Annotated in this window: 27 protein-coding genes and 1 pseudogene; 11 read left to right on the forward strand and 17 right to left on the reverse strand. The window is 67.1% G+C overall.

Annotation, left to right across the window (positions count from 1 at the left end; translation table 11 throughout):
* Window positions 1-71 precede the first annotated feature (71 nt).
* A complete protein-coding gene (locus G6N32_RS02545) occupies window positions 72-1,139 on the reverse strand; it encodes a ferredoxin--NADP reductase (protein WP_115317500.1) in 1,068 nt (355 codons plus the stop codon).
* A gap of 144 nt (window positions 1,140-1,283) precedes the next feature.
* Here G6N32_RS02545 and hsaA point away from each other — a divergent pair, with 144 nt between their 5' ends.
* Genes hsaA through hsaB form a run of 3 tightly spaced genes read left to right on the forward strand, consistent with a single transcriptional unit; the run spans window position 1,284 to window position 3,985 of the window.
* Window positions 1,284-2,474, forward strand: coding sequence for a 3-hydroxy-9,10-secoandrosta-1,3,5(10)-triene-9,17-dione monooxygenase oxygenase subunit (hsaA, locus tag G6N32_RS02550; protein WP_115317499.1), 1,191 nt, complete (start codon window positions 1,284-1,286; stop codon window positions 2,472-2,474).
* A 41-nt stretch (window positions 2,475-2,515) separates the two neighbouring features.
* Window positions 2,516-3,415, forward strand: coding sequence for an iron-dependent extradiol dioxygenase HsaC (gene hsaC / locus G6N32_RS02555; RefSeq protein WP_115317498.1), 900 nt, complete (start codon window positions 2,516-2,518; stop codon window positions 3,413-3,415).
* Window positions 3,416-3,418: 3 nt separating this feature from the next.
* A complete protein-coding gene (gene hsaB, locus G6N32_RS02560) occupies window positions 3,419-3,985 on the forward strand; it encodes a 3-hydroxy-9,10-secoandrosta-1,3,5(10)-triene-9,17-dione monooxygenase reductase subunit (RefSeq protein ID WP_115317497.1) in 567 nt (188 codons plus the stop codon).
* Here the strand turns inward: hsaB and G6N32_RS02565 are convergent.
* Both G6N32_RS02565 and G6N32_RS02570 read right to left on the reverse strand, forming a co-directional pair.
* The gene (locus tag G6N32_RS02565) at window positions 3,982-4,746 is read right to left on the reverse strand and encodes an alpha/beta fold hydrolase (RefSeq protein ID WP_115317496.1); all 765 of its coding nucleotides are present in this window, start codon (window positions 4,744-4,746) and stop codon (window positions 3,982-3,984) included. The two genes, hsaB and G6N32_RS02565, sit on opposite strands and share 4 nt — an antisense overlap.
* A gap of 44 nt (window positions 4,747-4,790) precedes the next feature.
* Complete coding sequence (locus G6N32_RS02570; RefSeq protein ID WP_172507214.1) at window positions 4,791-5,711, reverse strand: LysR family transcriptional regulator; 921 nt, start codon at window positions 5,709-5,711, stop codon at window positions 4,791-4,793.
* A 122-nt stretch (window positions 5,712-5,833) separates the two neighbouring features.
* Here G6N32_RS02570 and G6N32_RS02575 point away from each other — a divergent pair, with 122 nt between their 5' ends.
* Together G6N32_RS02575 and G6N32_RS02580 are read left to right on the forward strand one after the other, a co-directional pair.
* A complete protein-coding gene (locus G6N32_RS02575) occupies window positions 5,834-7,189 on the forward strand; it encodes an MFS transporter (protein WP_272871137.1) in 1,356 nt (451 codons plus the stop codon).
* Window positions 7,186-7,932: a 3-hydroxybutyrate dehydrogenase gene (locus G6N32_RS02580; RefSeq protein ID WP_115317493.1), complete on the forward strand. Its 747-nt coding sequence runs from the start codon at window positions 7,186-7,188 to the stop codon at window positions 7,930-7,932. The genes G6N32_RS02575 and G6N32_RS02580 overlap by 4 nt, the downstream gene beginning before the upstream one ends.
* Window position 7,933: 1 nt before the next feature.
* On the opposite strand, the gene G6N32_RS02585 is transcribed toward G6N32_RS02580, so the two are convergent.
* From G6N32_RS02585 to fadD3, 6 genes are read right to left on the reverse strand one after another with little or no spacing between them, the layout of a single operon-like run.
* A complete protein-coding gene (locus G6N32_RS02585) occupies window positions 7,934-9,100 on the reverse strand; it encodes a pyridoxal phosphate-dependent aminotransferase (RefSeq protein WP_115318874.1) in 1,167 nt (388 codons plus the stop codon).
* A 5-nt stretch (window positions 9,101-9,105) separates the two neighbouring features.
* Complete coding sequence (locus G6N32_RS02590) at window positions 9,106-9,990, reverse strand: patatin-like phospholipase family protein (RefSeq protein WP_218565258.1); 885 nt, start codon at window positions 9,988-9,990, stop codon at window positions 9,106-9,108.
* 10 nt (window positions 9,991-10,000) lie between these two features.
* Entirely contained in the window at window positions 10,001-10,948 is a 948-nt protein-coding gene (gene ipdE2 / locus G6N32_RS02595) for an acyl-CoA dehydrogenase IpdE2 (RefSeq protein WP_115317492.1), read from the reverse strand.
* A complete protein-coding gene (locus tag G6N32_RS02600; protein WP_115317491.1) occupies window positions 10,945-11,898 on the reverse strand; it encodes an acyl-CoA dehydrogenase family protein in 954 nt (317 codons plus the stop codon). The genes ipdE2 and G6N32_RS02600 overlap by 4 nt, the downstream gene beginning before the upstream one ends.
* Window positions 11,895-13,049, reverse strand: a complete 1,155-nt coding sequence (locus tag G6N32_RS02605; protein ID WP_115317490.1) for an acyl-CoA dehydrogenase family protein — start codon at window positions 13,047-13,049, stop codon at window positions 11,895-11,897. Before G6N32_RS02605 ends, G6N32_RS02600 begins: the two co-directional genes overlap by 4 nt.
* Entirely contained in the window at window positions 13,049-14,590 is a 1,542-nt protein-coding gene (gene fadD3, locus G6N32_RS02610) for a 3-((3aS,4S,7aS)-7a-methyl-1,5-dioxo-octahydro-1H-inden-4-yl)propanoate--CoA ligase FadD3 (RefSeq protein ID WP_115317489.1), read from the reverse strand. The genes G6N32_RS02605 and fadD3 overlap by 1 nt, the downstream gene beginning before the upstream one ends.
* Window positions 14,591-14,669: 79 nt before the next feature.
* On the opposite strand from fadD3, the gene ipdE1 reads away from it, so the two are divergent.
* From ipdE1 to fadA6, 4 genes are read left to right on the forward strand one after another with little or no spacing between them, the layout of a single operon-like run.
* Window positions 14,670-15,818: an acyl-CoA dehydrogenase IpdE1 gene (gene ipdE1 / locus G6N32_RS02615; RefSeq protein WP_115317488.1), complete on the forward strand. Its 1,149-nt coding sequence runs from the start codon at window positions 14,670-14,672 to the stop codon at window positions 15,816-15,818.
* Complete coding sequence (ipdF, locus tag G6N32_RS02620) at window positions 15,818-16,609, forward strand: (5R,7aS)-5-hydroxy-7a-methyl-1-oxo-2,3,5,6,7,7a-hexahydro-1H-indene-carboxyl-CoA reductase (RefSeq protein ID WP_115317487.1); 792 nt, start codon at window positions 15,818-15,820, stop codon at window positions 16,607-16,609. Before ipdE1 ends, ipdF begins: the two co-directional genes overlap by 1 nt.
* Complete coding sequence (gene kstR2 / locus G6N32_RS02625; protein WP_115317486.1) at window positions 16,606-17,196, forward strand: TetR family transcriptional regulator KstR2; 591 nt, start codon at window positions 16,606-16,608, stop codon at window positions 17,194-17,196. Before ipdF ends, kstR2 begins: the two co-directional genes overlap by 4 nt.
* 10 nt (window positions 17,197-17,206) lie before the next feature.
* Window positions 17,207-18,364 (forward strand): steroid 3-ketoacyl-CoA thiolase FadA6, encoded by a 1,158-nt coding sequence (fadA6, locus tag G6N32_RS02630; RefSeq protein WP_115317485.1) that lies wholly within the window; start codon window positions 17,207-17,209, stop codon window positions 18,362-18,364.
* A gap of 72 nt (window positions 18,365-18,436) precedes the next feature.
* Here fadA6 and G6N32_RS02635 read toward each other — a convergent pair whose 3' ends face one another.
* From G6N32_RS02635 to echA20, 7 genes and pseudogenes are all read right to left on the reverse strand, one after another.
* On the reverse strand, window positions 18,437-19,549 hold the full coding sequence (locus G6N32_RS02635; RefSeq protein ID WP_115317484.1) for an NDMA-dependent alcohol dehydrogenase: 1,113 nt from the start codon (window positions 19,547-19,549) through the stop codon (window positions 18,437-18,439).
* A 46-nt stretch (window positions 19,550-19,595) separates the two neighbouring features.
* Window positions 19,596-20,332: pseudogene (locus G6N32_RS02640) on the reverse strand (hypothetical protein).
* A complete protein-coding gene (locus G6N32_RS02645) occupies window positions 20,329-20,970 on the reverse strand; it encodes a SatD family protein (RefSeq protein WP_115317483.1) in 642 nt (213 codons plus the stop codon). Before G6N32_RS02645 ends, G6N32_RS02640 begins: the two are co-directional and overlap by 4 nt.
* 43 nt (window positions 20,971-21,013) lie before the next feature.
* Complete coding sequence (gene ipdC, locus G6N32_RS02650; protein ID WP_115317482.1) at window positions 21,014-22,078, reverse strand: (3aS,4S,5R,7aS)-5-hydroxy-7a-methyl-1-oxo-octahydro-1H-indene-4-carboxyl-CoA dehydrogenase; 1,065 nt, start codon at window positions 22,076-22,078, stop codon at window positions 21,014-21,016.
* 31 nt (window positions 22,079-22,109) lie between these two features.
* Window positions 22,110-22,856, reverse strand: a complete 747-nt coding sequence (gene ipdB / locus G6N32_RS02655; protein ID WP_115317481.1) for a cholesterol ring-cleaving hydrolase subunit IpdB — start codon at window positions 22,854-22,856, stop codon at window positions 22,110-22,112.
* Window positions 22,853-23,740, reverse strand: coding sequence for a cholesterol ring-cleaving hydrolase subunit IpdA (gene ipdA, locus G6N32_RS02660; protein ID WP_115317480.1), 888 nt, complete (start codon window positions 23,738-23,740; stop codon window positions 22,853-22,855). Before ipdA ends, ipdB begins: the two co-directional genes overlap by 4 nt.
* A gap of 1 nt (window position 23,741) precedes the next feature.
* Window positions 23,742-24,497, reverse strand: a complete 756-nt coding sequence (gene echA20 / locus G6N32_RS02665) for a (7aS)-7a-methyl-1,5-dioxo-2,3,5,6,7,7a-hexahydro-1H-indene-carboxyl-CoA hydrolase (RefSeq protein ID WP_115317479.1) — start codon at window positions 24,495-24,497, stop codon at window positions 23,742-23,744.
* A 68-nt stretch (window positions 24,498-24,565) separates the two neighbouring features.
* On the opposite strand from echA20, the gene G6N32_RS02670 reads away from it, so the two are divergent.
* Both G6N32_RS02670 and G6N32_RS02675 read left to right on the forward strand, forming a co-directional pair.
* A complete protein-coding gene (locus G6N32_RS02670) occupies window positions 24,566-25,345 on the forward strand; it encodes an SDR family oxidoreductase (protein WP_115317478.1) in 780 nt (259 codons plus the stop codon).
* Window positions 25,346-25,358: 13 nt separating this feature from the next.
* Window positions 25,359-26,264 carry an SDR family oxidoreductase gene (locus tag G6N32_RS02675; protein WP_115317477.1) on the forward strand — a complete coding sequence of 302 codons (906 nt, stop codon included), beginning with the start codon at window positions 25,359-25,361 and terminating at the stop codon, window positions 26,262-26,264.
* Window position 26,265: 1 nt separating this feature from the next.
* Here G6N32_RS02675 and G6N32_RS02680 read toward each other — a convergent pair whose 3' ends face one another.
* Window positions 26,266-26,670: a nitroreductase family deazaflavin-dependent oxidoreductase gene (locus G6N32_RS02680; protein WP_115318872.1), complete on the reverse strand. Its 405-nt coding sequence runs from the start codon at window positions 26,668-26,670 to the stop codon at window positions 26,266-26,268.
* Between the last annotated feature and the right edge of the window lie 25 nt (window positions 26,671-26,695).

The raw sequence follows: 26,695 nt of genomic DNA on the forward strand, positions 1-26,695 counted from the left end.
TGCGGTTTCATACGCAACACGCCGCCCTCGGCGGATGAGCACGCACACTCGCGCGTGACGAGCGCGCCGCGCTATTCGTCGTAGGTGACGTCGACCGAATCGGAGGTCGGCCGCGCCTGGCAGGCCAGGATCAGACCCTCGTCGATGTCGCTGGGCTCCAGGACGTCGTTGATGTCCATCTCCACCTCACCGCTGCGCTTGACCACTGCGCATGCCCCACAGTGCCCCTCGCGGCAGGAGAACGGGACGTCGAGGCCCTTGTCGAGGAGGACGTCGAGCAGTTTGGCGCTGCGCGGCCACGACACGGTGTGGGTCTGCCCGTCGAGTTCGACGACGGCTTGCGCGGGCGGCTCGTCGCCGTCGTCGGTGATCGTCACCGCGGCGAACGGATCGGTGTCCAGTGAACGGAACACCTCGATGTGCACCTGCTTGGCCGGCACCTGCAACGAGTCCAGCGCTTGTTCGGCGGCCTGCATGAACGGCCCCGGCCCGCAGATGAACGCCTGCCGGTCGGTGTAGGGCGCCATCAGGGTGCTCAGCGCCGCGGTGCTGGGCAGTCCCTGCACCGACTCCAGCCAGTGCACGACCGTCAGCCGGTCGGGGTACTTGGCGGCCAGGTCGCGCAACGTGCCGGCGAAGATGACGGACTTCTCGTCTCGGTTGGCGTAGATCAGCGTCACCGTGCCGCTGCCCTCCGAGAGCGCCGACTTGCAGATGGCCAGCATCGGGGTGATCCCGCTGCCCGCCGCGATCAGCAGGAAATCGGTGTCCAGAGTCTTGGGCACGAAAGTTCCCGACGGCGCGAGCACGTGCATCTTCATGCCCCGGTGCGCGTGGTCACACAGCCAGTTCGACGCGTAGCCGTCGGCGGTGCGCTTGACGGTGACGGTCAGCGCGTCGTCGGTGAACGGCGAGCTGCACAGCGAGTAGCAGCGCGCCACCGAACCCGTCCGGTCGCTGGGGATGCGCAGGGTCAAGAATTGGCCGGGCGCGTAGCGCAGCCGATCCGCCGGGATGTCGGCACCGGCGGGCACGCCGAACACCAGCGATCGCGAGTCGTCGGTCTCGTCGACTACGTCGGTTACTTCCAACTCGAGCACGTGGCTGCCCAGCGGCTCGTCGGGTGGAACCTGCGTCACGGTGTTCAGCCTTCCCTCCGCATAACTAGAACAGGTTACAGAAATCGCATTCCATATCGCTACCAGCCGCAGGCTCGCCCTGCTCGACACAAATCGTAACGTGTTCTAGTCTTGGGTCCAGAACCACACTCTGGGAGGCATGCAGTGACGTCCATTCAACAGCGTGACGCGAACGCAGTTCTCACCGGCATCGATGAACTGTTGCCCAAGCTCCGCGAGCGCGCCCAGGAGACCGAAGACCTACGTCGCATTCCCGACGCCACGATTGCCGAGCTGGACGAGGTCGGCTTCTTCAAGCTGCTCCAGCCCGAGCAGTGGGGCGGCCTGCAGAGCGATCCGACGATGTTCTACGAGGCAGTGCGACGCCTGGCCAGCGCCTGCGGGTCGACCGGCTGGGTGGCCGGCATCCTCGGTGTGCACAACTGGCATCTGGCGCACTTCGATCAGCAGGCCCAGGAAGACGTCTGGAGTACCGACCCGACCGTCCGGATCTCCTCGTCGTACGCGCCGATGGGCGCGGGCGTGGTGACCGAGGCCGGCGACGGCTACATCGTCAACGGCGCCTGGCACTGGTCGTCGGGTTGCGATCACGCCACTTGGACGTTCGTCGGTGGCCCGGTGATCAAGGACGGCAGGCCGGTCGACTTCGGCAGCTTCCTGGTCCCGATCAGCGACTACCGCATCGAGGACGACTGGCATGTGGTGGGGCTCAAGGGGACCGGCAGCAACACCCTGGTGATGAAGGACGTGTTCGTTCCCCGCCACCGGTTCACCTCGTTCAAGGCGATGGGTGACCTGGCGTCACCGGGACTGCAGACCAACACCGCGCCGGTATACAAGATGCCTTGGGGCACAATGCATCCCACGACAATTTCCACACCGATCGTGGGAATGGCCTATGGGGCCTACGACGCACACGTCGAACACCAGGGCAAGCGGGTGCGCGCCGCCTACGCCGGCGAGAAGGCCAAGGACGACCCGTTCGCCAAGGTCCGTATCGCCGAGGCGTCCAGCGATATCGACGCGGCGTGGACGCAGCTTTCGGGCAATCTTGCCGCCGAGTACAAGTTGCTGCTGGACGGCCAGGACATCCCGCTGGAGCTGCGCGCCAAGGCCCGCCGCGACCAGGTGCGCGCCACCCAGCGCGCGATCGCGTCCGTCGACCGGCTCTTCGAGAGCGCAGGGGCCACCGCACTGGGCACCGACACGGCACTGCAGCGGTTCTGGCGTGACGCCCACGCCGGCCGGGTGCACGCGGCCAACGACGCCGAGCGCGCCTACGTGATGTTCGGCAACCAGGCATTCGGGTTGCCGCTCGGCGACACGATGGTGTAACCGGTTCAACAATCTGACGATCGACTATCTCGGAGGCGGGTATGACGCTGAAAGCCCTCGGCTACATGCGGATTGAGGCCACCGACGTGGCGGCCTGGCGGGACTTCGGAACCAAGGTGCTCGGCATGGTGGAAGGCGACGGGGCCATCCCCGACGCGCTCTACCTCCGCATGGACGAGTTCGCCGCCAGGCTGGTGATCGTGCCCGGCGACCGGGACCGGCTGCTGGTCTCCGGTTGGGAGGTCGCCGATGCGCCCGCGCTGCAGTCTCTGCGCGAGACCCTGGCCAAGGCGGGTGTCGACTTCGTCGAAGGCACCCGCGAGGAGAAGTCCGAGCGACGCGTCGAGGGGCTGATCCGGTTCTCCGATCCCGCGGGAAACACCCTCGAGGCTTTCCACGGTGCGCAGTACCTCGGTCGCCGGTTCGTCAGCCCGTACGGCCACAAGTTCGTCACCGCCGAACAGGGTCTGGGCCATGTCGTGCTGACCTGTGACGACGATGCCGCGGCGCAGGCGTTCTATCAGGACGTGCTCGGGTTCAAGCTGCGGGATTCGATGAGCCTGCCCCCGGAGATCGCCGGCCGCCCCGCTGACGGGGACCCGGTCTGGCTGCGGTTCTACGGCTGCAACCCGCGGCATCACGCGCTGGCGTTCATGCCGATGCCGAACCCGACCGGCATCGTGCACCTGATGGTCGAGGTGGAGAACTCCGATGACGTCGGCCTGTGCCTGGACCGTGCGTTGCGCCGCAAGGTGAAGATGTCGGCCACACTCGGCAGGCACACCAACGACAAGATGCTGTCGTTCTACATGAAGACCCCCGGTGGCTTCGACGTCGAATTCGGTTGTGAGGGACTCGAAGTCGACGATCACGACTGGATCGCCCGGGAGAGCACCGCCGTCAGCCTGTGGGGCCACGACTTCTCCGTCGGGTTCAAGTAGCCGATGGGGTCCCCGGAGATCGACCCACGCACATTCCGGCATGTGCTCGGGCAGTTCTGTACCGGCATCACGATCATCACCACTGTGCACGAGGGCACGCCGGTCGGCTTCGCCTGCCAGTCGTTCGCGGCGCTGTCGCTCGAGCCACCACTGGTGCTGTTCTGCCCGACCAAGCTGTCGCGGTCCTGGGCGGCCATCGAGGCCAGCGGAAAGTTCTGTGTCAACATCCTGCACGAGAACCAGAAGGACGTGTCCGCCCGGTTCGGCTCCAGGGAACCGGACAAGTTCGGCGGGATCGACTGGAGCCCGAGCAAGCTCGGCTCACCGGTGATCGACGGCACGCTGGCCCACATCGACTGCACCGTGCATTCGGTGCACGACGGCGGCGACCACTTCGTGGTGTTCGGTGCCGTGCACTCGCTGTCCGAGGTGCCGAAGAAGAAGCCGCGACCGCTGCTGTTCTATCGCGGTGAGTACACCGGCATCGAGCCGGACAAGAACAGCCCGGCACAGTGGCGCGACGACCTCGACGCGTTCCTCACCACCACGACGACCGACACCTGGCTCTAACGCTGGTCGTCGATGAATTCGATGATCGCCGCTGCCACCTCCCGGTGAACCGTCTCGTTCAGGATGTCGTGATGCGCACCCGGGAACTCGTGCAGCCTCAAGGGTTCGATCTGCTGGGCGTAGGCGCGCAGCGCGCTCACCGGGGCGATCGGATCCAGCTCGCCGTGGATGGCCAGCGTCGGGACGGCCAGCTTCGGCAGCTCCGCGCCGAAATGGTCCCAGGCCCGGTCTAGTTCACGCGCCAGGGCGCCGCCGTCGGCGTCCACGAAGGCCAACGGGTCGTTCTCCAGCGAGTCCAGGTAGAACGGGTCGCCAGAGAGCCAGCCCGGGTCGAGTTCGACCGCGTCGCCGCCGAGCAGTTCGGGGACCGGCACCAGGGGAGAACCTGAAATCACCGCCGCAGCATACTGTTTCGGGTCCTCGAGGAGACGGAACAGCGTGACCACCGAGCCGAACGAATGTCCCTGGGCGATCAGGGGAATCCCGGGCGTCTGCTGCCGGGCCAGTTCGGTCAGCGAATCGGCCAGTGCCGAGCTGTCCTCGATGGACCCGAAGTCGCCGCGCTCACCCGGCGAGAGTCCGTGGCCGAACTGGTCGACGGCCCACAAGTCGATGCCGGCCGCGTTGAGGGCGAAGCCCAGGCGGTGGTAGACGCCGGTGTGCTCGCCGAACCCGTGTAGGAAGACGACCGCCGCGCGCGGCTGGTCGGCGGCCCAGTGCCGGTAATAGGCGCGGCCGCGGTCATGGTCGATGAAGGGCATGGCATGAGCCCACCAGCTCCGGTGTTGTCACGCAACACTTTCGCTCAGGGCGCGCCGGTCCCGGCCAGTGCGCCGGCCATCTCGCGCATGCGAACCGTGATCGCCTCGACCAGCGCCCCAACCTCTGGCCTGCGCAAGGTCTCCTCGCGCGCCACCAGCCAGTAGCTCAGGTCGACGGCCACCTCATCGGGCAACACCCGAACCAGGTCGTCATGGCGGTCGGCCATGAAGCAGGGCAGCAGTCCCAGGCCGGCGGCCGCCCGGGTCGCCTCGACGTGGACGAAGACGTTGGTCGACGTCACCGATTCCTGCATCGCCGGAACGAAACTCGACGCCAGGTCCAGATCGTCGACTTGCAGCATGGAATCGATGAAGTACACCAGCCGGTGGCGCGCCAGCTCGGCGACGGTGGCGGGGGAGCCGTGCCGGGACAGATAGTCGTGTGATCCGTAAAGCCCGAGCCGGTAGTCGCCGAGTCTAGTGGCGACGGCGCGGCGCACCCGCGGCTCGCCGACCACCACCTCGATGTCGAGGCCGGATCGCTGTTGTGACGCGCGCCGTGTCGCGGTGACGATCTCGACGGTGACGCCAGGATGGCGCCGCTGCATCTGGGCGGCGGCCGGTGCAGCGATGTAGGCGCTGAACCCGTCCGTGGCCGACAACCGCACCACCCCTTCCAGCGGCCGGGCCCCGTCGGCGCTCCCCGCAAGCGAGCGCACCGCCGACTCGATGGTCTCGGCCGCAACCAGAGCTTCGCGGCCCAGGTCGGTCAACTCCCACCCACCGGCGCCGCGCCCCAGCACCCGTCCGCCCAAGGTCTGCTCCAGGGCGGCTATCCGCCGCGAGATCGTGGTGTGGTTGAGGCCCAGTTCTTCGGCGGCGGACACGAAGCGCCCGGACCGGCCGACGGCCAGCAGCACGAGCAGATCGTCGGCGCTCGGCCTCGACGCAGACGACGCGGACATATCTGCATAATCGCAGATCCGTCCTGCGGATTTCGGCATTGCGTGGGATATGGCGTGCGCGAATACTCATCAACGTGTGGCTGCCGTCACATAGGGGCATGGGAGTTACCGAGGAGGGACAGATGAGCGTGACCACTGTGACGAGCGGCCTTCGCAAGGTGGTCGCTGCCTCGATGGCGGGCACCGTCGTCGAGTGGTACGAGTTCTTCCTCTACGGCACAGCGGCCACGCTGGTCTTCAACAAGATCTTCTTCGCCAAGGGGACCAGCGACCTCGACGCGATCCTTGCGGCGTTCATCACCTATGCCGTCGGCTTCGCCGCGCGACCGCTCGGTGGAATCGTGTTCGGCCATTTCGGTGACAAGTACGGCCGGAAGAAACTCCTGCAGTTCAGCCTGGTTCTCGTCGGGGCGTCGACATTCTTGATGGGCTGCCTGCCGACCTTCGGGCAGATCGGCTACTGGGCGCCCGCGCTTCTGGTCGTGCTGCGCTTCCTTCAGGGCTTCGCCGTGGGCGGTGAGTGGGGCGGCGCGGTGCTGCTGGTCGCCGAACACAGTCCCAGCCGGGAGCGCGGATTCTGGGCCAGCTGGCCGCAAGCCGGTGTGCCGGTGGGCAATATCCTCGCCACGGTGGTGCTGCTGACGTTGACCACCACGCTGTCGGAAACCGCGTTCCTGTCCTGGGGATGGCGGGTCGGGTTCTGGCTGTCGGCGGTGGTGGTGCTCATCGGCTACTACATCCGGACCAAGGTCACCGACGCCCCGATCTTCGTCGAGGCGCAAAAGGAGGCAGAGCAGATCAAGGCGAGCTCCTACGGTGTCGTCGAGGTCGTCAAGCGCTATCCGCGTGGAGTTTTCACCGCGATGGGGCTTCGGGTCGCGGAGAACATCATGTACTACCTGGTGGTCACCTTCTCGATCACCTATCTCAAGGTGCAGGTGCACGCCGACACCAGCGACATCCTGTGGTGGCTGTTGGCCGCGCACGCCGTGCACTTCGTGGTGATCCCATACGCGGGCCGGTTGTCGGACCGCTTCGGGCGCAGACCGGTCTATCTGATCGGTGCGCTCGGCGCCGGCGCATGGGGCTTCTTCGCCTTCCCGATGATGAACAGCGGCCACTACCTGCTGATCATGAGTTCGATCATTCTCGGTCTGGTCATCCACGCGCTGATGTACGCGCCGCAACCGGCGCTGATGGCCGAGATGTTCCCGACCCGGATGCGGTATTCCGGTGTCTCCCTTGGCTATCAGGTCACCGCCATCTTCGCGGGGTCGCTGGCGCCGATCATCGCGGTGAAGCTGTTGGAGACCTACAAGTCGGCGGTGCCGATCGCGATCTATCTGGCCGGCGCCGCGGTGATAACCCTTGTCGCGCTGGCGTTCACCCGAGAGACCAAGGGTATCGACCTGGCGGATATCGACACCGCCGATGCCCAGCGTGAGGGCAGGCCGGCGTCCGCGGCGGCGCTGACATGACGGCGCTCGACGGGCGCTCTGCTCTGGTCACCGGGGCGGCCAGTGGCATCGGTGCGGCCTGCGCCCGCGAGCTGGCCGCCCGCGGGGCGAAAGTCACCGTCGCCGACATCGACGGTGCCGGGGCCGCTGCGCTGGCCGGTGAGATCGGCGGAAAAGCCTGGGAGGTAGACCTTCTCGACGTCACCGCGTTGGAAGAGCTGCACCTGGACTTCGACATCCTGGTCAACAACGCCGGAATGCAGGTCATCGATGCGATCGTGGACTATCCGCCGGAGAAGTTCAGGACGCTGCTCGCGCTGATGGTGGAGGCGCCGTTCCTGCTCGTGCGTGCCGTGTTGCCGGTGATGTACGAGCGCGGGTTCGGCCGGATCATCAACATCTCCTCCATCCACGGGCTGCGTGCCTCGGAGTTCAAGGTCGCCTACGTGACGGCCAAACACGCGCTGGAGGGCTTGTCCAAGGTGACCGCACTGGAGGGTGGCCCGCACGGCGTTACCAGCAACTGCGTCAACCCGGGCTACGTGCGAACGCCGTTGGTCACCAAGCAGATTGCTGATCAGGCCCGGACCCACGGCATCGACGAGCAGGAAGTACTCGAGACGATCCTGCTCAGCGAGAGTGCGATCAAGCGGCTGGTGGAACCCGACGAGGTCGCCGACCTGGTCGGCTGGCTGGCATCGCCTGCCGCGGCGATGGTGACCGGCGCGTCCTACACGATGGACGGCGGCTGGAGCGCCCGTTGAGCTACTGGCTGCTCAGCCATGGTCCCAGCCGGCGCAGCGCCTCGTCGATGTCGCTCGACGGCCCGGCGAATGACAACCGGACGTACGACCCGCCGCGCACGGTGTCGAAGTCGACCCCCGGCGCGATCGCTAATCCGGTGTCAGCCAAGAGCTTTTCGCAGAACCGCAACGAGTCCGAGGTGTAGTCCGAGACGTCGGCGTACACGTAGAACGCCCCGTCGGTCGGGGCCAGCCGGTTCAGGCCGATGTCGCGCAGTCCGGTCAGCAGCTTCTCCCGGTTGGCGCCGTAGTGGTGTAGATGGCCTTCCGCTTCGGTGATGGCCTCCGGCGTGAACGCGGCCACCGCCGCATACTGCGGCAGCACCGGCGGACAGATCGTGAAATTGCCGGTCAGGCAGTCCACCGCCCGGCGCAACGCCGGCGGCACCAGTAGCCAGCCCAGCCGCCAGCCCGTCATCGCGAAGTACTTCGAAAAGCTGTTCGCCACAACGGCATTGCGCGAGGTCTGCCACGCACATGACGTTTCCGGGGCGCCGGGGTAGAGCAGCCCGTGGTACACCTCATCGCTGATCAGCCGGGCCCCGGTCTGGTCGCACCAGCTGGCGATCGCCGCGAGTTCCTCGGGCGGGATCACGGTGCCGGTCGGGTTGGCCGGGCTGGCGACGATCACACCCTGCACCGGCGGGTCCAGCTCGGCCAGCATCTGCACCGTCGGCTGGAACCGCGTCTGGGGCCCGCACGGGATCTCCACCACCTCGCATCCCAGAGCGGACAGGATGTTGCGGTAGCAGGGATAACCGGGGCTGGCGATCGCGACGCGGTCGCCGGCGTCGAAGCATGCCAGGAATGCCAGCAGGAATCCGCCGGAGGATCCGGTGGTGACCACCACGTCGTCGGCGCTGACGTCCACGCCGTACCGGTCGGCGTAGGACCCGGCAATCGCCTGCCGTAGCTCCGGGATGCCCAAAGCGACGGTGTAGCCCAACTGGTTGGCCTCCAGAGCCGCCGCCGCGGCTGCCCGCACCGGTTCCGGAGCGCCGACGCTGGGTTGGCCCGCCGACAGGTTCACCAGATCACCGTGGGTGCGCTGGCGTTCGGCGGCGGCCAGCCACACGTCCATCACATAGAACGGCGGGATTCCGGCCCGCAACGCCACGTGGTCGTTCACCGGACTCACGCTAGAGCACCTTTCTCCGGCGGGCGCTGACGGTACAGCCCGGGTCCGTCGACGTTGAGCTCGTCGAGGAACTGACGCGCCGCGAGGTACGCGTCCTCGATCAGCTCGGCCGTGTGGGTGAAGTCCAGCGGCGAGACCAGCCGCGGCGCGGGTCCGGGCAGGTACACCACCGGGATGTTCTCGGCTACCAGCGTCGCCTCGGACACCGACTGTGAATGCATGGTCACCAGAGCGGTGTATAGCAGGATGTCGGCGATGGTGTCGGTGGAGCGCGGCAGCTGACCAGGGAAGAAACAGTCCAGCACCACAAGCGAGCGGGCGCCCATCGCGACGGCCTGGCGCATCGGGACGTTGGCCACCACGCCGCCGTCGTATAGCCGCATTCCGTCGTGGTCGACGGGCGGATAGATGCCGGGTATGGCGGAGCTGGCCAGCAGCGCGGGCAGCAGCGGGCCCTGCCGGAGCACATGGGGCTGCGCGGTCGCGACATCGACGGCGACGGCCGCGAACGGCAGGACGAGATCGGCGAAATCCGTGGTAGGGCCGAGGAAGTCGGCGATGACGGCTGCCAGCCCGGTGTTGGGGAACAGGTGGGTCTTGACCCGTTGCAACAGCAACGCCTGGGCGATCAGGCCGCCGGGAAACACTTCCTCCCGGGTCATCCGCGCCCACGCGTGGGACAACCGGTTGGCGGCCCCGACCGGGTCCGACGCCAGCACCGCCCCGTTGATCGATCCGACGGAGGTGCCGGCCACCAGGTCGGGACCCAGGTCTCGCTCGCTCAGCGCCTGCAGCATGCCGACCTGTACCGCACCCAGGCTGCCGCCCCCGCCGAGGACGTAGCCGATCGGATGGGGCAGGTTGACCGCGGTGAACTTCACCGAAGTCAGGCTAGAACACCTGTGATTCGAGCTGGCGTACTTGGTCCGACACCGGACCGAGCAGCTGGGCGCTGCCGTGCGCACGCTTGAAGTACAGCTGGATGTCGTGCTCCCAGGTGATCGCGATTCCGCCGTGCAGTTGGATCGCTTCACCGGCCACCTTGGTGAGCGCCTCGGTGGCGGCCAGGCGGGCCAGCGCTGCCGATGTCGGCGACGGTGCGGCAATGGCGTCGTCGACGACGGCACGGGCGGACTGCACGGCGACGTACAGATCGGCCATCCGGTGTTTGAGCGCCTGGAAGCTGCCGATGGGCCTGCCGAATTGCACGCGTTCCTTGGTGTAGTCGACGGTGAGCTCCAGGCAGCGGGTGGCCGCGCCGATCTGCTCGGCCGCCAGCAGGATCGACGCGGTGTCGGCCAGGCCGGGATCGGTGCCAATTGCGGTGGCGGATCCGGCGGACAGGCGCGCCAGCCGGCGAGTCGGATCCATGGTCTGCACCGGTTCGGCGGTGACGTCACTCCACCGGGTCAGTGAGCCGCCCTCGACGCCGACCACCACATCGGCGATGTCACCGTTGACCACGTAGCCGGGATCGAACACCACGGCGCCGATGGACTCACCCGCAGCGAGCTGTTCGAGTGCGTCGGTGTCGGGCTCGTCCGCGGCGAGCAGGGCCAGTTCGGCCAGCGTCGTTCCGAACAGCGGCGTCGGGACCAGGCCGCGACCCAGCTCCTCGAGAACTGCTGCAGCATCAGCCAATTCCCCGCCGGCACCGCCGAGTTCCTCGGGCACCACCAGGGCGGCGACGCCGACCTGTTCGCACAGCTTGGACCATAACGACGCGTCGTAGCCGCGATCTGACTCCATCGCCTCGCGCACTGCGGCGGGTGACGCGTGCTTGTCGATCAGCGCGGCGACGGTCTCGCGCAGCATCTGCCGTTCTTCGGTGGATGTCATGCCAGCGCCTCCAGCACTCGACGACGATGGCTGCTCGGATCCCCCCACGCCGAGTGCAGCGCCTGGACCCGCAGCAGCCACAGCGACAGGTCGTGTTCGGAGGTGAAACCGATGGCGCCGTGGGTCTGTAGCGATGCCCGTGCCGACAGCAGCGCGGCGTCCGAGGCCGCCGCCTTTGCTGCACTGACATCGCGTGCGGTGTCCGGGGATCCGTCGGCCAGCGACAGCGCCGCTCCATAGACCAGGGGCCGGGCCAGCTCCACCGCGATGTGCACGTCGGCGAGCTTGTGCTTGATCGCCTGGTAGCTGCCGATGATGCGGCCGAACTGGCTGCGCTGCTTGGCGTATTCGACAGACATGTCCAACATCGCCTGCGCGGCGCCGACCAGTTGTGCGGCGGTCGCCAGCGCCCCGTACTCAAAGGCCCGTGCCACATCGGCGTCGCGGGCTTCTGCGGCGGTCACGTCGAACAGCGTGCGGCTGGGGTCGACGGAGGAGTGCGCGTCGCCGACGGTCGCATCGCTCACGGATCCGTCCTGCGCCAGCAGGGTCAGCCCGGCGAAGTCGGCGTTGACCGCGCGGGGCACCGACGGCGGCAATGCCACCGTGGCGATCAGTTCACCGGCCGCCAAGGCGGCCGAGCGGTCGTCATCCACGAGCAGAACAGGCGCCACCGCAATGGATTCGGTGACGGGTCCGGGAACGTTCCAGCGGCCGAGGCGTTCCAGGGCGACCACCAGGTCGACGGGATGCGCTTCGATACCGTCGTACTTCTCGGCAACGGCCAGGGCGGTCACGCCGAGGTCGGTCAGCGCCGACCACACCTTGCGGGCGGGTGCGGTGTCGCCTTGCGCCCATGCCCGGACCGCGCCGGGCACATCGGCGGCACCGAGCGCGGCGTCGATACTGGCGGCGAAATCCCGCTGCTGTTCGTCGAGTGCGAATTTCATTTCTTCGCTCCTGCGCTCGCTGAGCTTTCTCGGGGCAGCCCGAGCAGGCGCTCGGCGATGATGTTGCGCTGAATCTCGTTGGTCCCGGCGTAGATCGGACCGCCCAACGCGAACAGCAGGCCTTCGGTCCAGGAGTCGGTCAGCTCGGCGTCGGCGCCGCGGAGTTCCAACGCCGTCTGGTGCAGTGCGACGTCGAGATCCGACCAGAACACCTTGGTCACCGACGACTCGGCGCCCAGTTCGCCGCCGGCGGCGACCCGGGTCACGGTGCCGAATGTGTGTAACCGGTAGGCCTGCGCCTTGATCCAGGCATCGGCTACCCGGTCGGCGATCGCCGGGTCGGCACCACGGCGGTGCCATTCCGACACCAGACGCTCGGCCGGTGCGAGGAATCGAGCCGGGCTGCGCAGTGACATACCGCGCTCGTTGCTCGACGTGCTCATCGCGGCCCGCCAGCCGTCGTGCACGGCGCCGATGACGTCGGCGTCGGGCACGAATACGTTGTCGCAGAACACTTCTCCGAAGCCAGTGTCACCGCCGAGCTGCGCGATCGGGCGCACTGTCACACCCTCGGCCCTCAGGTCGAACATGAAGTAGGTCAATCCCTTGTGCCGTTCGGCGCTCGGATCGGACCGGAACAGGCCGAAGGCGCGGTCACCGAACGGTGCGCGGCTGCTCCAAATCTTCTGGCCGTTGAGCAGCCAGCCGCCGTCGGTCTGGGTGGCCGTGGACCGCAGCGACGCCAGGTCGCTCCCGGACTCCGGCTCCGACCAGGCCTGCGCCCAGATCTCCTCGCCGCTGGCCATTTTCGGCAGGATACGGTCCAGTTGTTCCTCGGTTCCGTGCGCGAACAGGGTGGGTCCCAGCATCGAGGTGCCGTTGGCGCTCGCGCGACCCGGCGCGCCGGCCCGGAAGTACTCCTCCTCGTAAGCCACCCATTGCAGCAGGGTTGCGTCGCGGCCACCGTACTTCTCCGGCCAGGTCACCACCGACAGCCCGGCGTCGAACAGGATTCGGTCCCAGCGGCGGTGCTGTTCGAACCCTTCGGCATTGTCGTAGGACTTCGTCGGGAACGAATCCTTGTTGGCCGCCAGGAAGTTCCGCACCTCGGTGCGGAACTCTTCGGTCGCGTCGTCGTAGCGTAGATCCATCAAACCATCTCTCGCAGTGTGGGTTTGACCACTTTTCCGCCGGGGTTTCGTGGTAGTGCCTCCACGAATACCACCGAGCGCGGGGTCTTGAAATTGGCCAGGTGCTTGCGGGTGTAATCGATCACGGCCTGCTCGTCGAGGTCGCTGCCGGGCCGGCGCACGATGAACGCCCGCCCGACCTCACCGAGGCGTTCGTCGGGCACGCCGATCACGGCGGCGTCGGCGACTCCCTCCAGCCGGGCCAGAACCTGCTCGATCTCGGCGGGGTAGACGTTGAAACCGCCGCAGATGTACATGTCCTTGAGCCGGTCGGTGATGCGCAGATTCCCGGCCTCGTCGACGGTGCCGACGTCCCCGGTGTGCAGCCAGCCATCACTGTCGATCGCCGCCGCCGTCGCCGCCGGATCGTCGAGATAGCCCAGCATCACATTGGGTCCGCGCAGCAGCACCTCACCGGCTCCGGTCTCGGAATCCGGGGAGTCGATGCGCAGTTCGAAATCCGCGATCGGCCGTCCGCAGGTGGTCGCGACTGTGACGGCGTCGTCGTCGGCGCGGCACATCGTGCCGAAGCCGTTGGCCTCGGTCAGCCCGTACGCGGTGAGCACGATGTCGAAGTCCAGCTCGGCCTGCATGCGTTCGATCAGCACGACCGGCACTGTCGCCGCGCCGGTCACCGCGAACCGCAGTGAGCTCAGGTCGTACTGGGTGCGATTCGGGTGATCCAGCAGGGTCTGGAAGATGGTCGGCGGCCCGGGGACCACGGTGATGCGCTTCTCGGCGATCACCCGCATGGCCTGCTCGGGGTCGAACGTCAGCTGAGGGATCAGGGTCGCCCCGGTCTGCAGGCAGGCCAGGATGCCGGCCTTGTAGCCGAAGTTGTGGAAGAACGGGTTGATGCACAGGTAGCGGTCGGCGCTGGTGAGCTGGCCGCACTCGGCCCATGCCGCGGGCGCGGCCAGTGACTGCCGGTGCGCGCAGAGCACACCTTTGCTGCGGCCGGTGGTGCCCGAGGTGAACAGCACGTCGGACGGATCATCGGGACGCACCGCGGCGGCGCGCGCTTCGACCTCCGACAGCGGCACCTGCGGGCCGGCGAGGAACTCGTCCCAGGTGCCGTCCGCCTCGTCGATCGGGATGCGCACGATGTGCCGGAGATCGGGTAGCGCGGCCCGGTCGAGATCGCCGACCCGGTCGGCGCCCAGGAACCGGCCCATGCCGAACAGCAGCGGCGCGTGCGTCCTGGCCAAGATGTCAGAGGCCTCGTCGGCGGTATAACGCGTGTTCAGGGGCACCATCACCGCACCGGCGTACTGCGTGGCCAGACAAGCGATCACCCAGTGCCAGGTGTTCGGTGACCAGATGGCGATCTTGTCGCCGGGTTGCACGCCCAGCCCGATGATCGCGGCGGCCGCCCGGCGGACCTCGTCGCGGAGCTCGGCGAAAGTGAACGTGCGGTCGTCGGTGACCAGTGCGTCGTGGTCGGCGAAATCGAGTGCCATCCGGTCCAGCACCGCGGGTGTGGTGCGCGGGGCGCTCGTCATCGAGACTCCTCAAGGCTTGATACCCGGTGCATCGGTCCCGGGCTAACAAAGCAAGTGCTTGGTAGGTTAGCCTACAAGGGTGATCACGGTCGAGGAGTTCCGGGCGGAGGTCCGCGAGTGGCTGGCCGACAATCTGGTCGGTGAATACGCCGCGCTCAAAGGCCTCGGCGGCCCGGGTCGCGAGCATGAAGCCTTCGAGGAGCGGCTGGCCTGGAACCAGCACCTGGCAGCTGCGGGCCTGACCTGCCTGGGCTGGCCGGTCGAGCACGGTGGGCGCGGCCTGTCGGTCGCCCACCGGGTGGCGTTCTACGAGGAGTACGCCAAGGCTGACGCCCCGGACAAGGTCAACCACCTCGGCGAGGAACTGCTCGGGCCCACCCTGATCGCCTTCGGCACCCCCGAGCAGCAGCAGCGGTTCCTGCCGCGGATTCTTGACGTCACCGAGTTGTGGTCGCAGGGCTACTCCGAACCCGGCGCCGGCAGCGATTTGGCCAACGTCTCCACCTCGGCCGTTCTCGACGGTGACCAATGGATCATCAACGGGCAGAAAGTGTGGACCTCGCTGGCGCACTGGGCGCAGTGGTGCTTCGTGGTCGTTCGCACGGAAAAGGGCTCCAAGCGGCACGCCGGCCTGTCCTTCCTGCTGGTGCCGCTCGATCAGCCGGGCGTGGAGATCCGCCCGATCATTCAGCTGACCGGCGACTCGGAGTTCAACGAGGTCTTCTTCACCGACGCCCGCACCGACGCGGACCTGGTGGTCGGCGAGCCGGGCGACGGCTGGCGGGTGGCGATGGGATTGCTGACTTTCGAGCGCGGGGTGTCCACTCTCGGACAGCAGATCCGTTATGCCCGTGAGCTTTCCGGTGTCGCCGAGCTGGCCAAGTCCAATGGTGCGATCGATGATCCGCTGATCCGCGAGCGGCTCACCCGGTCGTGGGCGGGGCTGCAGACCATGCGCTCTTACGCCTTGGCAACCATGGACGTGGAGCAGCCAGGCATGGACAACGTGTCGAAGCTGTTGTGGGCGAACTGGCATCGCGACCTCGGCGAGCTGGCGATGGACATCAAGGGCCGCTCCGGGCTGCTCCTGGACGGCGGCGAGTTCGACGAGTGGCAGCGGCTGTTCCTGTTCTCCCGGTCGGACACCATCTATGGCGGGTCCAACGAGATCCAGCGCAACATCATCGCCGAGCGGGTACTCGGCCTACCTCGAGAGGCGAAGGGCTAGTGGCGTCATTGTCGGAGGTGCCCGAGGAAATCGCGGGCCACGGTCTGCTGACCGGGAAGGTCGTCGTCGTGACGGCGGCGGCGGGAACCGGTATCGGATCGTCGACGGCGCGGCGCGCGCTGCTCGAAGGTGCCGACGTCGTCGTCTCCGATCACCACGAACGCCGGCTCGGTGAAACCCGGGACCAGTTGGCCGAATTGGGGTTGGGCCGGGTCGAGGCGGTGGTGTGCGATGTCACGTCCACCGCCCAGGTCGATGCGCTGATCTCGTCCACCACCGCGCGAATGGGCCGCCTCGACGTGCTGGTGAACAACGCCGGGCTCGGCGCTGAGACTCCCGTCATCGACGTGACGGACGAGGAATGGGACCGCGTCCTCAACGTGACGCTGACGTCGGTGATGCGGGCGACCCGCGCCGCGCTGCGGTACTTCCGCGATGCCGGTCACGGCGGAGTGATCGTCAACAATGCCAGCGTGCTCGGGTGGCGGGCGCAGCATTCGCAGTCGCACTACGCCGCCGCCAAGGCCGGCGTGATGGCGCTGACCCGTTGCAGCGCAATCGAAGCCGTCGAATACGGGGTACGTATCAATGCCGTGTCGCCGAGCATCGCGCGACACAAGTTCCTGGAGAAGGTCAGCTCGGCCGACCTGCTCGATCGGCTGTCGGAGGGTGAGGCGTTCGGCCGCGCCGCGGAGCCGTGGGAGGTGGCGGCCACCATCGCGTTCCTTGCCAGTGACTACTCGAGTTACCTGACCGGCGAAGTCATTTCGGTTTCGAGCCAACGCGCGTGACGGAGCAGCCGGTCAGTCGTCGCGACGAGCTTCTGGTGCTCGCCGCGACGATGTTCGCCGAGCGCGGCCTGCGTGCGACCACCGTGCGCGACATCGCTGACTCGGCGGGCATTCTGTCCGGCAGCCTCTATCACCACTTCAAGAGCAAGGAGCAGATGGTCGAGGAGGTCCTGCGCGACTTCCTGGACTGGCTGTTCGACCGTTATCAGCAGATCATCACCACCGAGCCCAATCCGCTGGAGCGGCTCAAGGGCCTGTTCATGACGTCCTTCGAGGCGATCGAAGACCGGCACGCGCAGGTGGTGATCTACCAGGACGAGGCCAAGCGGCTGTCGTCGCTGCCGCAGTTCGATTTCGTCGAAGCTCGCAACAAAGAGCAGCGCAAGATGTGGCTCGACCTGCTCAACTCCGGCGTCGAGCAGGGCTACTTCCGGCCCGACATCGACGTCGACGTGGTCTACCGGTTCATCCGGGATACCACGTGGGTTTCCGTGCGTTGGTATCAACCGGGTGGCCCGCTGACGGCCGAAGAGGTTGGCCGCCAATACCTTTCCATCGTCCTCGGCGGAATAGCCGCCGCAAAGTAAGGAGATCGACATGGCCCCCGCTTCACAGGCATACGTCATCGACGCCGTACGCACGGCGGTCGGCAAGCGCAACGGTTCGCTGGCCCACGTCCATCCCATCGACCTCGGAGTGGTGGCGTTCCGCGGCATCTTCGACCGGGTCGACGTCGACCCCGGCGCCGTCGAGGACGCGATCGTCGGCTGCCTGGACACCATCGGCCCGCAGGCCGGCAACATCGGCCGCAACACCTGGCTGGCGGCCGGGTTCCCCGAAGAGGTGCCGGGCGTGACCGTCGACCGCCAGTGTGGCTCCAGCCAGCAGGCGATTTCCTTTGGTGCACAGGCCATCATGGCCGGCACCGCGGATCTGATCCTGGCTGCCGGCATGCAGAACATGAGCCGCATCCCGATCTCCTCGGCGATGACCGTCGCCGAGCAGTTCGGCTTCACTTCGCCGACCAACGAGTCGGAGAATTGGCTGCACCGCTACGGCGATCAGGAGATCTCGCAGTTCCGCGGCGCGGAGATGATCGCCGAGAAGTGGGGCCTGTCTCGCGAGGAGATGGAAGAGTTCTCGCTGAACAGCCACAACAAGGCCTTCGCCGCCATCCGCAACGGCAACTTCGAGAACGAGATCGTCCCGGTCGGTGACTTCCGCACCGACGAGGGCCCGCGCGAATCCAGCCTGGAGAAGATGGCGGGGCTCAAGACGCTCCGCGAAGGCGGCCGGCTGACCGCGGCCATGGCCAGCCAGATCTCCGACGGCGCAAGCGCGGTCCTGCTCGCCAGCGAGCAGGCTGTCAAGGACCACAAGCTCACCCCGCGGGCCCGCATCCACCACATCAGCGCCCGCGGCGCCGACCCGGTGTTCATGCTCACCGGCCCCATCCCGGCGACCAAGTACGCACTGGACAAGGCCGGCCTGACGATCGACGACATCGACGTCGTGGAGATCAACGAGGCGTTCGCGCCGGTGGTGATGGCCTGGCTGAAGGAGACCAAGGCCGACCCGGAGAGGGTCAATCCCAACGGTGGCGCGATCGCACTGGGCCACCCGCTGGGGGCCACCGGCGCCAAGCTGTTCACCACCATGCTGAACGAACTCGAGCGCCGCGGCGGCCGCTACGGCCTGCAGACGATGTGCGAAGGCGGCGGCACCGCCAACGTCACGATCATCGAACGGCTCTAACGACTTTCGTCGATTGTGCGGTTTCATACGCGGCGCGCCGTCGGCAGCGTATGAAACCGCACAATCGCGACGTCAGTGGTCGTGCAGCACGACTCCACGGATGTTGCGGCCGGCGAGCATGTCGTCGTAGGCGTTGTTGATCTCGCCCAGCTTGTACTCGTGGGTGACCGTCTCGTCGAGCAGCAGCTTGCCCTGGCGGTAGAGGCTGAGCAGCTTGGGTATGTCGGCGCGCGGGTTGGCCTGTCCGTAGAGGCTGCCGAGCAGCCGCTTCTGGAACAGCGTGAACATCGTCATCGGCAGCACCGGCGTCACGTCGGTCATCGGCGCCAGCGCGGTGAGCACCACGGCGCCGCCCTTGCTGACGAGTTCCAGTGCGTCGTTGATCATCTGGCCTTCGACCAGTCCCACCGTCAGCAGGGCGGAATCGGCCATCACCCCCTTGGTGAGCTCGCGGACCAACTCGGTGCCTTCCGCGATCGACGTCGCGAAGTGGGTGGCGCCGAACAGAAATGCCTTGTCCCGCTTGCTCTCTACGATGTCGATCACGACGATCTTCTCGGCGCCCGCCAGCCGGGCGCCCTGGATGGCACCGCTACCGATGCCGCCGCAACCGATGACGACCACGGTGTCGCCCGGCGCCACGTCGGCGGTGTTGACCGCCGAACCCCATCCGGTGGTGACACCGCATCCGAGCAGGCAGGCCCGGGTCAGCGGGATGTCGTCGTCGATCTTGACCAGCGACGCCTCCGGGACGGTGCCGTAGGGAGCGAAGGTGCCCAAACCGATTGCCGCGTAGATGTCTTGGCCGCGGGCATGCCGGCGGAAGGTGCCGTCGGGCTGTAGGCCCATGAGGATCTCGGCGCCCATGTCGCACAGGTTCGACTTTCCGGTCGCACACCAGCGGCAGCGTCCGCAGGCGGGCAGGAATGCGGCCACGATGTGATCGCCGGCCTTGAGATCGCGAACTCCCGGCCCGACCTCCTGCACGATGCCCGCGCCTTCGTGCCCACCGATCAGCGGAATGGGCGCGACCAGATCACCGTCGCGGATGTGGTGATCGGAGTGGCACAACCCGGTGGCCTCGAACGAAACCAGAACCTCGCCGTCCTTCGGCGGATCGAGCTCGACTTCTTCGACGCTCCAGTCTTGGCCGTAATCCCACAAGATGGCGGCATTCATTTTCATGGTGCACAACGTATGACGCCGACGCCGTCCCGCGACGGCGATTCGGCTAACCGAGACCGGTCAGGGCGAGACCACCGAGCGCCACGATCCAGCTGGCGAAACTGCCAACCAGAAAGTACTCGGTCACATCGTCGATGCCGATACCGCCATTCTCCCTGGCCTTTTGGGCGTTGATCTCCGGGAACCGGATGATGCTCTTGGCTGCCACCACCGCCGTCGCGACGGCCAGCTGCCCGGCCAGGGCCAGCCCGACGATCAACAACCGTTCCATCGGCCCGAGTAGCCGCCCGCCCTTCAGCTTGTCGGACGGCTGCGGCTCGCCGGCAGGCTTGACCGAGCCCACTGACCCCAGCAGAAGACGGACCAGTTGGTTGCCTGTCGCGATCTGCAGCAGAATCACCCCGACCGCCAACATGATTCGGGTCGGATCGGTCGCGGTCACCGGGGCCCGCCGAGCCAGGCCTTGACCGGGCCGGCCACCGGCGAACCCAAGCCGGACAGCAGGATCAGCACCGTCAGCACGCCGCCGAACAAGACCAGCGGCGCCACTTGCCTGCGGCCCCCGACCCGCTCGGCGCGGGTGCATGACAGCTCCCACACCACCGAGGCCGCCGCGGCGATGCCGACCAGGATCAGATCACCGAGATGCCAGAGCCCGCACATCGCGGCGGTGATCACCGCGACCACGGGGCCGCTGACGACCGGCGGCCATCGGTGCCGAGTCAGCCTGCGCAGGCCATCGGCACACCCGATCGCGATCAGAAACACGGCGACGCCGCTCACCGGACCACCCTCAGCTGTTCGGAAGCCAGCACCAGCAGATCCAGTCCATCGCGGGCGGTCCGCTGGGACACCGCCGATGCGCTGATCCCTTCCATGGCCGCCAATTCCTTCTTCGTCTTGTGGTCGAGCAGTCCCCGCAGGAGCCGAAGGGACCGGGCATCCATCGATCCAAGCAGGTGGTCCCGACACAACAGGGCGGCGTTGACGGCCTGCGGGTCGGGGCCGGTGTCGCCGTGGCGGCGGTAGGCGGTGCGCACCGTTGCCAGCGCAGGTTGCTGCTGGGCGGCCGCGGTCCACTCGATGGCTTCTCGCGCCGACCACCAGCCGGGGCCGTCCTGAATGCCGGTGGCCGAGTCGAGCACCGTCATCTCACCCCAGCCGATACCGAAGCGCACGTCGATGTCGGCATCGAGCGCCAAGCGGACGGTCAACGCGGCGTCGATCGCGGCGCCCACGGTCGGATAACTGCCCTGGAACTCGTCACCGACCGTGAACGCGGGAGGGTCCGCGGCGACCGCGCCGAGCGCTTCGGTCACGCGCCGGTGCAGGTCCGCGCGGTCGGTGGCGCGGCGGGAGTCGACGACGTCGCCGATCAATGCCGCCCGGCACGATGAAGCGATAGCCTTCACTTCGTTCATATGAAGACTATAGCTTCATTTCGACACAATGAAGCGTATAGCTTTATATGATGTAGGAGCTGGCGGACTGCAGGTGTTTGACGGCGTCGGTGACGATGGTCTCGACCAGCTCGGCGCAGGACGGCAGATTCTCGATGATCCCGGCGACCTGCCCGGAGGCCAGGACACCCGCCTCGGTGTTGCCTTCGACCAGCCCGGCCTTCAGCAGCATCGGGGTGTTGGCCGCCATCAGCACCTGCGACCAGGTGAGGTCCTTGCCGTGGCGCATCGCCAGACCGTCGCGGATCATCCCCGCCCACGTCATCTGAGACATCTTCTTGAACTTGGCGGCATTACGCACCGCCGCGGCGAAGCCGCGAACCGGCGAGCCGCTTTCGAGCTTCTCGACGAGTTCGGTGCGCAGCACCCGGTGTGGCATGCCGTCGACCCGGGTGGACACCACGGTGCCGTCGAGGGCAGCGCCAAGGTAACGCTGCTTGACCTCTTCGGGCACAGTCGAATCCGAGGTCAGCAGGAACCGGGTTCCCATCGCGACTCCCGCCGCGCCGTAGGACAACGCCGCGGCCAGTCCGCGTCCGTCGAAGAAGCCGCCGGCGGCGATCACCGGGATGTCGACAGCGTCGAGTACCGAGGGCAGCAGCAGGGTGGTGGCGACCGGGCCGGTGTGGCCGCCGCCTTCACCGCCCTGCACGATGACGGCGTCGGCGCCCCAGCTCGCCACCTTCTTCGCGTGTTTGGCTGCGCCGACCGACGGAATCACCACGGAGCCTGCTTCTTTGAGCTTCGCGATCAGTTCCTGCTTGGGGGCCAGCGCGAACGACGCGACCTTGACCCCTTCCCGGATCATGAGGTCGACGCGATCGGGGGCGTCGGCGCCGTCGGCGCGGATGTTGACGCCGAACGGTTTGTCGGTGGCCGCTTTGACCTTCTTGATGGCGTTCGCCAGCTCGTCGATGGTCATCGTGGCCGATGCCAGGATGCCAAGGCCGCCGGCGTTGGACGTGGCCGACACCAGCCGCGCACCGGCGACCCAGCCCATGCCGGTCTGTACCACCGGGTGTTCGATGCCGATCAGGTCGGTCAGCGGGGTCTTCAGGCGGGCGGTCATCGGGGCCCGAGGTTCTTCGCGCAAGCGCTCATCACTTGACTTCTCTGTCCCGCAACGACTTCGGGTCGATGACTTCTTGCAGCAGCTTCTGCTCCTCGCCGGAGGGCAGGCGAGAGGTGTCGGCCTCGCCAAGGCCGTGCACCTCGAACGAGGTGTTCTCGGCGACCTGTTCGGGCTCCACGCCCGGATGCAGCGACACCGCCCGCATCTGGTGGTCGGGTCCGTTGAAGTCGAACACACCCAGGTTGGTCACCACCCGGTAGACGTTCATGAAGCGGTAGGCCGGATTGTCCGGATCGATCTTGTCCCAGCCGATTCCGGAGACGATGTCGACGCTCTCGCCGAACACCCGTTTGGAATGGTTGCCGACCCAGTAACTGGTCGCGTGGTTGATCGTGTTACCCGGAGCGCCGCGCACGCCGAACATCTGCCGGGTCGGATGCTGCAGCGGCCCGAACGCGGACAGGTTCTGGTTGCCATAGCGGTCGATCTGGTTGGCGCCCATCACCACGTGGCGCCGGCCCCAGGCGAGCGTCTCGAAGACACGGCCGAACGGCATCCAGCCCTCGATGGCTCCGGTGGCGCCCATTGCCGGGGTGTCGGCGAGGATGCGCGCTTCGCCATCGGTCAGCAGGATGTCGGGGGAGAACGTCAGTCGGGCCAACCGGGCACCGATCGACACCATGTTGGCCATCGGACTGACCATGATCTCGCCTGCGTCACGGAACAATTCCGCGCAGGCGACGGCGCACACCTCGGCGCGGGTTGCGGAGATCATTTCGCGGCCTCCTGATCTGCCTTGAACTTGCGCACTGCGGCTTGGTAATCGTCTTCACTCCCCGACAGATAGGTCGAGACGAACTCGGCCCACGTGTCGTCGGATCCGGCGGCCTCGGCGTAGTGACGCTGGAATTTCTCGTCGCGACGGTAGTCCGGCTCGGCGGTGGTGAAGTGGGCACCGTTGGGTGCCTCGACCACGCTGTCAACCATCATCCGGTTGATCAGCAATGCTTGCACCGGAACAGATTTCACCAGCTCGTCGGTCGGCACCACCTTCTCCACCGACATGACCCGCTTCTGCGCCGACATCAGGAACAGGTCGTCGAAGTACGGGTCGATGCCGGTGTACGCGGCATTGCCTTGAGCGTCACCGAGATTGAGGTGCACCAAGGCGACGTCCAGGTTGAGCGCGGGCATGGCCACGAGTTCCTCGTAGCCTTCCCCGGTCGGATACGGCGACTTCACCGTCTTGAGCTCGTCACCCCAGAACGCCCGCACGTCACTGCCCAGCCCGGCGCGGATCGGCAGGAACGGCAGACGTTGGGCCGCGGCCTGCAGACCGCAGCGCAGCATGCCTTCGTCCATCTCGCGTGCCTCGATTGCACCTGTCGTGCGGGCCTTGGCGAACCACGGGTCGTAGAACGGGGGCGAGTCCAGGGACACGAAGCCGTAGTAGACCCGCTTGACCTTGCCGGCCGAGCAGAGCAGTCCGAGGTCGGGGCCGCCGTAGGTGACGACGGTCAGGTCGGTCACGTCGGTGCGCAGCAAGGCGCGCACCAGGGCCATCGGCTTGCGCCGCGAACCCCAACCGCCGATGCCGATCGTCATCCCGCTTTCGACGACCGAGACGGCCTCGTCAAGGGTGGTTTGCTTATCTGCCATGCTATTTCGATCCCTTGTCGGTTCCCGCGAACGCGTCGCGGTGCTCATCGGAGACGCCGGCCAGGTTGAGTTCGAAGGTGAAGCCCTGCTCCATCCGGTACCGAGCATTGACCGGCTGGACGTCGATGAAGTTCAGCGCCTCCTTGGCGGCGCGGATCACCCGGGTGTCCTTGGAGGCGATGTCGCGGGCCACCCGCAGTGCTGCCTCGTCGAGTTCGGCGCGGGGCACCACCTCGTGCACCGATCCGAAGTGATGCAGCGTCTCGGCGCTCACCGTGGCGGCGGTGAAGAACAGCCGGCGCATCATGTGCTGCGGCACCAGCCGGGACAGGTGGGTCGCCGCGCCCAGTGCGCCGCGCTCCACCTCGGGCAGACCGAACTTGGCGTCGTCGGACGCGACGATCACGTCGGAGTTGCCGACCAGTCCGATACCGCCGCCGACGCAGAAGCCGTTGACGGCCGCGACCACCGGCACCTCGCACTCATACACCGCGCGGAATGCATGGAAGCACCCGCGGTTGGCGTCGATCAGGGCGGTGAACCCCTCGGTGTTCTGCATCTCCTTGATGTCGACGCCGGCGTTGAAGCCGCGGCCTTCGGCACGAAGGATCACCACGTGGGTGCTCATGTCGCGGCCTGCCGCGGTGATGGCGTCACCGAGCTCGAACCAGCCGCGGGAGGGGATCGCGTTGACGGGCGGGTAGTTCACCGTGACGGCGACGATGCCCGGTTCGACGGTGCTGGTGGTGATGGTCATCGGGATACCTGGGCCACTTCCTGACGGGGTGAATACCTAAGCAAGCACTTGCTTGGTACGCTAGCACAGTGACCGAAGCGGCTGACAGCGGTATCAACCTGCAATTGAGCGCCTCTGTCGTCCTGGTGACAGGGGGTGTGCGGGGTGTCGGCGCTGGAATCAGCGCTGTCTTCGCCGCGCAGGGCGCCACCGTCATCACGTGCGCCCGGCGCCCCGTCGAGGGGTCGCCGTACGAGTTCAGGGCATGCGATATCCGCGACGACGAGGCCGTCAAAGCTCTCATTGACGGCATCGTCGCCGACCACGGGCGCCTCGACGTCGTCGTCAACAATGCGGGTGGCTCACCTTATGTACTCGCCGCCGATGCGTCGGCGAAATTCAGCACCAAGATCGTGGAGCTCAATCTCCTTGGTGCGCTGTCGGTCTCGCAACATGCCAATGCGGTGATGCAGGCTCAGGACTCCGGTGGCTCGATCATCAACATCACCAGCGTGAGCGGCCGGCGGCCGACGCCGGGCACCGTCGCCTACGGGGCGGCCAAGGCCGGCATGGAGAACATGACCACCACGCTCGCCGTGGAATGGGCGCCGAAGGTCCGGGTCAACTCCGTCGTCGTCGGCATGGTCGAGACCGAGCAGTCCGAACTCTTCTACGGTGACGCCGAGTCCATCGCGGCCATTTCGGCGAACGTGCCGCTGGGGAGGCTGGCCAAGCCCGAGGACATCGGTTGGGCCACAGCATTTCTCGCCTCGCCCGCGGCGTCCTACATCAGCGGTGCGTCGCTGGAGGTACACGGCGGCGGGGAACCGCCGCACTACCTGTCGACCACCACTGCCGACATCAAATAAGGAGACAACGTCAATGGGACTTCTCGACGGCCGTGTCGTCATCGTGACAGGAGCGGGCGGCGGCATCGGCCGGGCGCACGCGCTGGCCTTCGCCGCTGAAGGCGCGCGTGTGGTCGTCAACGACATCGGGGTCGGGCTCGACGGCTCGCCGGCCGGCGGCGGTAGCGCTGCGCAGGACGTGGTGGACGAAATAACCGCTGCCGGTGGGGAAGCCGTCGCCAACGGATCCAACGTCGCGGACTGGGCCCAGGCCGAGGCGCTGATCCAGACCGCTGTCGACAGCTTTGGCGGCCTCGACGTGCTGGTGAACAACGCCGGCATCGTGCGGGACCGGATGTTCGTCAACGCCACCGAGGACGAATTCGACGCCGTCACCGCCGTGCACCTCAAGGGGCACTTCGCCACCATGAAGCACGCCGGGGCGTACTGGCGCGCACAGTCCAAGGCCGGCAACGCCGTCGACGCCCGGATCATCAACACCAGCTCGGGCGCTGGCTTGCAGGGCAGCGTCGGGCAGGCGACCTACAGCGCCTCCAAGGCGGGCATCGCCGCGCTGACGCTGGTCGCCGCCGCCGAGATGGGCCGCTTCGGCGTCACAGTCAATGCCATCGCGCCGTCGGCGCGTACCCGGATGACCGAGACCGTCTTCGCCGAGATGATGTCAACGCAGGACAAGGCTTTCGACGCCATGGCACCGGAGAACGTCTCGCCGCTGGTGGTGTGGCTGGGCAGCGTCGAGTCGAAAGACATCACCGGCCAGGTGTTCGAGGTCGAGGGCGGCATCATCCGAGTGGCCGAGGGCTGGAACCGCGGCGGCACCATCGACAAGGGCGACCGGTGGGATCCCGCCGAGCTGGGCCCGGTCGTCCGCGACCTGATCGCCAACTCGCGCACTCCGCTGCCGGTCTTCGGCGCCTGACTCACACCGGCTCGCACACCACCAACGGGATGCGCCGGTCCGCGGCGTCCTGATACCCCTTGTACGGCGGGTAGATTCGGGTCAGCTGGCGCCAGTACACCCGGCGCTCGTCGTCGGTCGCGTCCCGTGCGGTCATGTTTCGAATCGTGCCGCGCACCTGGACCTCGACCTTCGGGTTGGCCTTCAGATTCAGATACCACGCGGGATTCGAGTTGCGCCCGCCGTAGGACGCGGGCAGCACGATCCGATCGCCGTCCTGCAGATAGAGCGTTGCGGTGGTGCGCGGCTGACCGGATTTGCGGCCGGTGGTCGTCAGCAGCGCGGCGGGAAACCACAGCAGCTTCGCACCCAGCTTGCCGTTGGTGCGGCGATAGACCGCGATGTGGGCGCGGGCGAAGTACTTCATGGCTTTCGCCAGCACGCTCGAATTG

The organism is Mycolicibacterium aichiense, from assembly GCF_010726245.1.
Lineage (GTDB): Bacteria > Actinomycetota > Actinomycetes > Mycobacteriales > Mycobacteriaceae > Mycobacterium > Mycobacterium aichiense.

Bases quoted from the DNA above. Each gene is read 5' to 3' on its own strand.
- G6N32_RS02645 (WP_115317483.1), bottom strand. From the start codon at position 20,970: ATGAACGAAGTGAAGGCTATCGCTTCATCGTGCCGGGCGGCATTGATC.
- fadA6 (WP_115317485.1), top strand. From the start codon at position 17,207: ATGGCCCCCGCTTCACAGGCATACGTCATCGACGCCGTACGCACGGCG.
- G6N32_RS02675 (WP_115317477.1), top strand. From the start codon at position 25,359: ATGGGACTTCTCGACGGCCGTGTCGTCATCGTGACAGGAGCGGGCGGC.
- G6N32_RS02635 (WP_115317484.1), bottom strand. From the start codon at position 19,549: ATGAAAATGAATGCCGCCATCTTGTGGGATTACGGCCAAGACTGGAGC.
- hsaC (WP_115317498.1), top strand. From the start codon at position 2,516: ATGACGCTGAAAGCCCTCGGCTACATGCGGATTGAGGCCACCGACGTG.
- G6N32_RS02580 (WP_115317493.1), top strand. From the start codon at position 7,186: ATGACGGCGCTCGACGGGCGCTCTGCTCTGGTCACCGGGGCGGCCAGT.
- echA20 (WP_115317479.1), bottom strand. From the start codon at position 24,497: ATGACCATCACCACCAGCACCGTCGAACCGGGCATCGTCGCCGTCACG.
- hsaB (WP_115317497.1), top strand. From the start codon at position 3,419: ATGGGGTCCCCGGAGATCGACCCACGCACATTCCGGCATGTGCTCGGG.
- G6N32_RS02570 (WP_172507214.1), bottom strand. From the start codon at position 5,711: ATGTCCGCGTCGTCTGCGTCGAGGCCGAGCGCCGACGATCTGCTCGTG.
- ipdB (WP_115317481.1), bottom strand. From the start codon at position 22,856: ATGATCTCCGCAACCCGCGCCGAGGTGTGCGCCGTCGCCTGCGCGGAA.
- G6N32_RS02575 (WP_272871137.1), top strand. From the start codon at position 5,834: ATGAGCGTGACCACTGTGACGAGCGGCCTTCGCAAGGTGGTCGCTGCC.
- ipdA (WP_115317480.1), bottom strand. From the start codon at position 23,740: ATGGCAGATAAGCAAACCACCCTTGACGAGGCCGTCTCGGTCGTCGAA.
- G6N32_RS02565 (WP_115317496.1), bottom strand. From the start codon at position 4,746: ATGCCCTTCATCGACCATGACCGCGGCCGCGCCTATTACCGGCACTGG.
- G6N32_RS02680 (WP_115318872.1), bottom strand. From the start codon at position 26,670: ATGAAGTACTTCGCCCGCGCCCACATCGCGGTCTATCGCCGCACCAAC.
- ipdC (WP_115317482.1), bottom strand. From the start codon at position 22,078: ATGACCGCCCGCCTGAAGACCCCGCTGACCGACCTGATCGGCATCGAA.
- G6N32_RS02600 (WP_115317491.1), bottom strand. From the start codon at position 11,898: ATGAAATTCGCACTCGACGAACAGCAGCGGGATTTCGCCGCCAGTATC.
- G6N32_RS02605 (WP_115317490.1), bottom strand. From the start codon at position 13,049: ATGGATCTACGCTACGACGACGCGACCGAAGAGTTCCGCACCGAGGTG.
- fadD3 (WP_115317489.1), bottom strand. From the start codon at position 14,590: ATGACGAGCGCCCCGCGCACCACACCCGCGGTGCTGGACCGGATGGCA.
- ipdE2 (WP_115317492.1), bottom strand. From the start codon at position 10,948: ATGACATCCACCGAAGAACGGCAGATGCTGCGCGAGACCGTCGCCGCG.